This is a genomic window from Desulforamulus profundi (genome assembly GCF_002607855.1).
In genome coordinates this window covers 1-4,755 of sequence record NZ_AWQQ01000129.1, presented here as the reverse complement: position 1 = coordinate 4,755, position 4,755 = coordinate 1, and the positions used below count along the sequence as shown (strand labels likewise).

Annotated in this window: 5 protein-coding genes; 2 read left to right on the top strand and 3 right to left on the bottom strand. The window is 43.3% G+C overall.

Going from position 1 to position 4,755, the window contains the following annotated elements; all coding sequences use genetic code 11:
* Positions 1 to 140: 140 nt before the first annotated feature.
* Positions 141 to 299, bottom strand: coding sequence for a hypothetical protein (locus P378_RS19875; RefSeq protein WP_180261164.1), 159 nt, complete (start codon positions 297 to 299; stop codon positions 141 to 143).
* 78 nt (positions 300 to 377) lie between these two features.
* Between P378_RS19875 and P378_RS17180 the strand changes: the two genes are divergently transcribed.
* Entirely contained in the window at positions 378 to 1,514 is a 1,137-nt protein-coding gene (locus tag P378_RS17180; protein ID WP_099084069.1) for an IS3 family transposase, read from the top strand.
* 347 nt (positions 1,515 to 1,861) lie between these two features.
* The gene (locus tag P378_RS17175; RefSeq protein WP_099084068.1) at positions 1,862 to 2,638 is read left to right on the top strand and encodes an IS110 family RNA-guided transposase; all 777 of its coding nucleotides are present in this window, start codon (positions 1,862 to 1,864) and stop codon (positions 2,636 to 2,638) included.
* 437 nt (positions 2,639 to 3,075) lie between these two features.
* Here the strand turns inward: P378_RS17175 and P378_RS17170 are convergent, their stop codons facing one another.
* Complete coding sequence (locus P378_RS17170) at positions 3,076 to 4,281, bottom strand: putative CRISPR-associated protein (RefSeq protein ID WP_099084067.1); 1,206 nt, start codon at positions 4,279 to 4,281, stop codon at positions 3,076 to 3,078.
* Between the two features lie 21 nt (positions 4,282 to 4,302).
* The gene (gene cas6, locus P378_RS17165) at positions 4,303 to 4,503 is read right to left on the bottom strand and encodes a CRISPR system precrRNA processing endoribonuclease RAMP protein Cas6 (RefSeq protein WP_099084066.1); all 201 of its coding nucleotides are present in this window, start codon (positions 4,501 to 4,503) and stop codon (positions 4,303 to 4,305) included.
* Positions 4,504 to 4,755 lie beyond the last annotated feature (252 nt).

Here is a 4,755-nt window from a genome sequence, read left to right as displayed (position 1 = left end):
AATAGAAGTAAGAGTTTGAGGAATTGCCTCAAGGTGTTGGGCAATAACCTTATCAAGCTTCTTTACCTCGGACTCTAGGGCACGTATAACACTAGCACTGGCGGCTAATGAAGCATTTACAGGATCGGCCAGAGATTTACTCAATCTATAAGACGACCGAGCAGCTTTTTTAATGCTTGGGCCACTCCCTCTGGGTCACTAAAACGGTTCTTGCTCTTTTGCTGTATGAACTCAATCAGTTCTTCTAATGGCATAGTGGCTACTTCATCCACAGATAAAAATTCCTCCACCACTGCCATAGCTGTAGCCCCGAATTGGTTATAATGGATAAAGAAAACTAGACAAAAAAACAGCTTTATTTAAGGTGGATCGTTGCCGTGAGAAAATCATATTCTGGGGAGTTCAAAGCCAAGGTTGTACTGGAAATTCTCAAGGAAGAGAAAACCATATCCCAGATTGCTTCAGAGTATGGGATTCATCCAAATCAATTGCTTAAATGGAAAAAAGAGGCAATAAGATCTCTGGCAGAAGTTCTTGAAGATGGTCGTAGAAAGAGTGACAAGGAGAAAGAGACATTAAAGAACAAGATTCAAGAACTATACGCAGAGATTGGCGAGTTGACAACTAAGCTCAACTGGCTTAAAAAAAATCTGGCTTTAAGTTGGACGAGGGCTGAAAGAATTGAACTTGTGGATTTTGAGAACCGCGAGCTACCATTAACAGTTCAGGCAGAAATGCTTTCGCTAAACCGTTCGAGCCTTTACTACAAGCCAGTACCACCATCGCCGATGGAAATTGCTATCAAGCATGAAATCGACCGCATTTACACGGAGGACCCCTACATGGGTTCCCGTCCGATTACAGCGATTCTGAACCGCGAAGGCTTTAGCATCAGCAGACCCACGGTACAGAAGTATATGCGGGAAATGGGAATATCAGCAATCAGGCCAGGGCCGAACCTCAGCCGCCGGAACCACGAGCATAAAGTCTACCCCTATTTACTCCGCGGCGTTAAGGCATCCTTTCCCAACCACATTTGGGGTACCGATATCACTTATATACGCCTCAGGAAGGGCTGGCTTTACCTGGTGGCTTTCCTAGATTGGTTTTCAAGGTACGTAGTAGCCTGGGAACTGGACTGCACTCTTGAAGTCGATTTTGTGCTGGAAGCCCTCCACAGGGCATTACGAATTGGCAAACCCGAGATCGCAAACAGTGACCAAGGAAGCCAGTTTACCAGTCAACGATACACCACTGTATTACTGGGCAACGAGATCAAAATCAGCATGGACGGGCGAGGTCGAGCTATGGACAACATTTTTACCGAGAGACTCTGGCGTACAGTCAAGTACCAGGAGGTCTACATAAACGACTATACAAGCCCCCGTGAAGCCCGTCTCGGTCTCGCAAAGTTCTTTGAAAAATACAACAACTACAGGCCACATCAAGCATTGAAAAACTTGACTCCGGCCGAAGTTTACTTCGGCAATTATACCTTGAAAGACTTTCAGTAATAATTTGTGTCTATCATTCTGGGGATTATGCTGGATATCGTCCACTCTGGTGTCCACCTCCTCCGACCAGTATAACCTAAGCTGCTCTGCAGGCCCAAAGCTTCCTACCGACCTTAAATTCCCTGGCGGCCGCAAGCCCATGACTGGAACGGGTGCGTGAAATATCGGTACATTAGTGGTGGAAGGAAAAGTTATCAACATTTATGGTCAACTTTCTTTTGCAGTAGTATTGCATGGGAAAAATTTACTTAATTACCAGTTAATAAATGGTTTTAATGGTAATATTTTTCTTATAAAATACACAAAGGAGGGAGAAAAACCACCTTAAACAAGTTCAAAAAAATGTCTTGACATCTTTAGCCACCATAGCCTTCTTCCTGAATAACTTGTTCTTGAAATTCAGTTCTCTATGCCAGGATAAGCTTTTTAGCAACCAATTCGGGGCTACAGCTATGGCAGTGGTGGAGGAATTTTTATCTGTGGATGAAGTAGCCACTATGCCATTAGAAGAACTGRTTGAGTTCATACAGCAAAAGAGCAAGAACCGTTTTAGTGACCCAGAGGGAGTGGCCCAAGCATTAAAAAAAGCTGCTCGGTCGTCTTATAGATTGAGTAAATCTCTGGCCGATCCTGTAAATGCTTCATTAGCCGCCAGTGCTAGTGTTATACGTGCCCTAGAGTCCGAGGTAAAGAAGCTTGATAAGGTTATTGCCCAACACCTTGAGGCAATTCCTCAAACTCTTACTTCTATTAAGGGTATCGGCCCAGTTTATGCTGCCGGTATTGTAGCTGAGATTGCTGGCATAAATAGATTTGACAACCACAAGGCACTGGCTAAATATGCAGGCCTAGTCTGGAACGAACATCAATCTGGTAACTGGAAAGCCGAATTTACGCCACGTATTAAGTCAGGAAATAAGTATCTCCGTTATTATCTGGTTGAATCTGCAAACCACATCAAGGTACATGATGAGGAGTATAGGCAGTTCTACCTAAGTAAATATTCGGAGGCTACCACGCATAAACACAAAAGAGCACTCGTCCTTACCGCAAGGAAATTCGTCCGGCTGGTTTTTGCTCTGCTGCGCAACAATCAGCTCTATAACGCTAGCAAAAGGAGTTGATATAATCTCTTTTTGATAGATARCCTTTTCTCAAATCCGTTTTTAATATTAACGGGTTTAGTTTGTTATTGCCATTTTTAGGTATGAAGGCTGTTTTAACATTAATTTTTTTCCAATTTTCATAGAATCGGCTATTGACTATTTACCGCTGGTCTTTGAAGACATAATATTTCAATTCTCACCCCGGTACACTTTCCTGGCAGGCTGTGAACTGGTAGCTGTTAAAGTACAGGCAGAGTTTTTTACGTTGCTCTACCGCATATAAATTCCCGGGTTGTGCCCGGTAATGAAAACCTCTGCGCCACACTTAACCTCTTTAAGTGAAAAAATAATGGGCTCCGGCGAACCGCCAACGGAAATAATCATGGCTTTTATCTGCAGGCACCTGCTGCACCTAGTGTTTTTGAAAATCGCCAAGTCATTAATAATAATTCGACTTATTCGCCAAATCTCTGATTTAACTGATCCACCGCCCATATTAGATCCGCCTCATGCTGGGCCGTTGTGATAACCTTGAAGCGCAGTCCTATTTTATCATCCTTCCACTCCCCAATTATCTCTTGTTTCCCGTTACCTTCGCATTCAATCCGGAAGCCGGTTTTTCTGATTGATGATTGACTATGATAGCCTGCACTGACACAGGTTTTAATCCATCTGAATTCCCGCCAGACCCTATTAACAAAATCTTTAAAATCGTCTCTTTTCCCGCCATACCCATGATTGCTTAAGGTAGGTAGTTTACGGCTTTCATCCGTCAACTCCTTAAGGTATGGAGGCTTTGGGTTGCGCAGCCGGTAGCCCGTAAGATAAATTTGCCCGATGGCCCCTAGTTCCCAGTACAATTGTCCGTCTATCTCAACCTCTTCCAGGAGCGGTCTTATTTTTTCTATGTCCTGACCAATCTCGTCTGAAGAAAGGACACAACCCCTTTCGAAGGCTGAAAGCAGGTCGCCATATCTGCCAACCAGCGAATAATCAAGGCTAACAGGCATGGGTGGAAAGGAGATTATGTCATTAAATCGCTCATGCTTGTAATATACAGGCATATCAAGAGCCTGACCAATTAGCACAGCCACAGCTATCTGTGCCTTATAGCCACCGGTGGCGTTAATAGCCATTTTTTCAGCCCCGCCGGATTCATATATTATTTTTCCAATTTCCCGTACCAAGTTGCGCAGTCCCTGAGCCCTAAAACTGCCGGGATGTTCATCCTGCATACCTTTAACCGTTTGATAATCAACGAATTTTAAACCCAGTTCCTTTTGCCGAGCCATGTAATAGGCCTTCAGGATTTCACCCATTCGCAAGCCGGATAATGTATCGGAGACCAGAAAAATAAGTCTTCTTAGATCGACATCTTTTCGTTTAAGCAGGCAGCCGATGGAATTAATTTCAGCCCCGTTCAGCATCAAATCATCCGGGAAGGATGCAAGAAACTGCCCCAGTTTTTGATCCTGGTTGTTCAGATAAAGATTCTTGGTCTCTTGAACCTCCTTCCAGCGGCTTTGAAGGTAATCCGAATCTTTTTTGTAACGGCCTGCCAGCAACTTGTGAAAATTATCCTCCGTGTCCGGCAGCGATTTCAAGTTGGATTCCAACAGACTGGTTCCCACTGTACAAATGATGGTTTCCGCTTTCGACATTAGTGTCCTCCTTAATATTTTCTACAGGATCTTTTTACACTGACCCATGCCCATCGTAGTTTTGTACCCTACACCGGCATAAAAAGCAAACTCGGCCAGCATATGCACTATTTTTAATAAGATATCTTCCTGCTGCTCCCGAATATTAAAGTGACAGGTGCCGGTAAAGCCTACCTGCTTATAACGGTCAAAATGCATAATTTTGGTTTGCAGTTGGTACATCCCCGGGTGAACATTGGCCTCGATATAATCTGTAAAGTTATCACCTAGGAGGGTGTTGAAAAAACCCCTTTAAAACCCTAATTTTACTTCTTTCAAAAAATAAAATTTACATTAATTAACAGTAGTGACCCACTTTTTTTAGATTTTAAGACGAAAACTAATATTTTTGAGTATATTACCTCCCATTTTCCAGTATTTGTCATGCAATTGGGCGCACTTATCCTATAATCGCAGGTAATGGCTCTTTGGCAA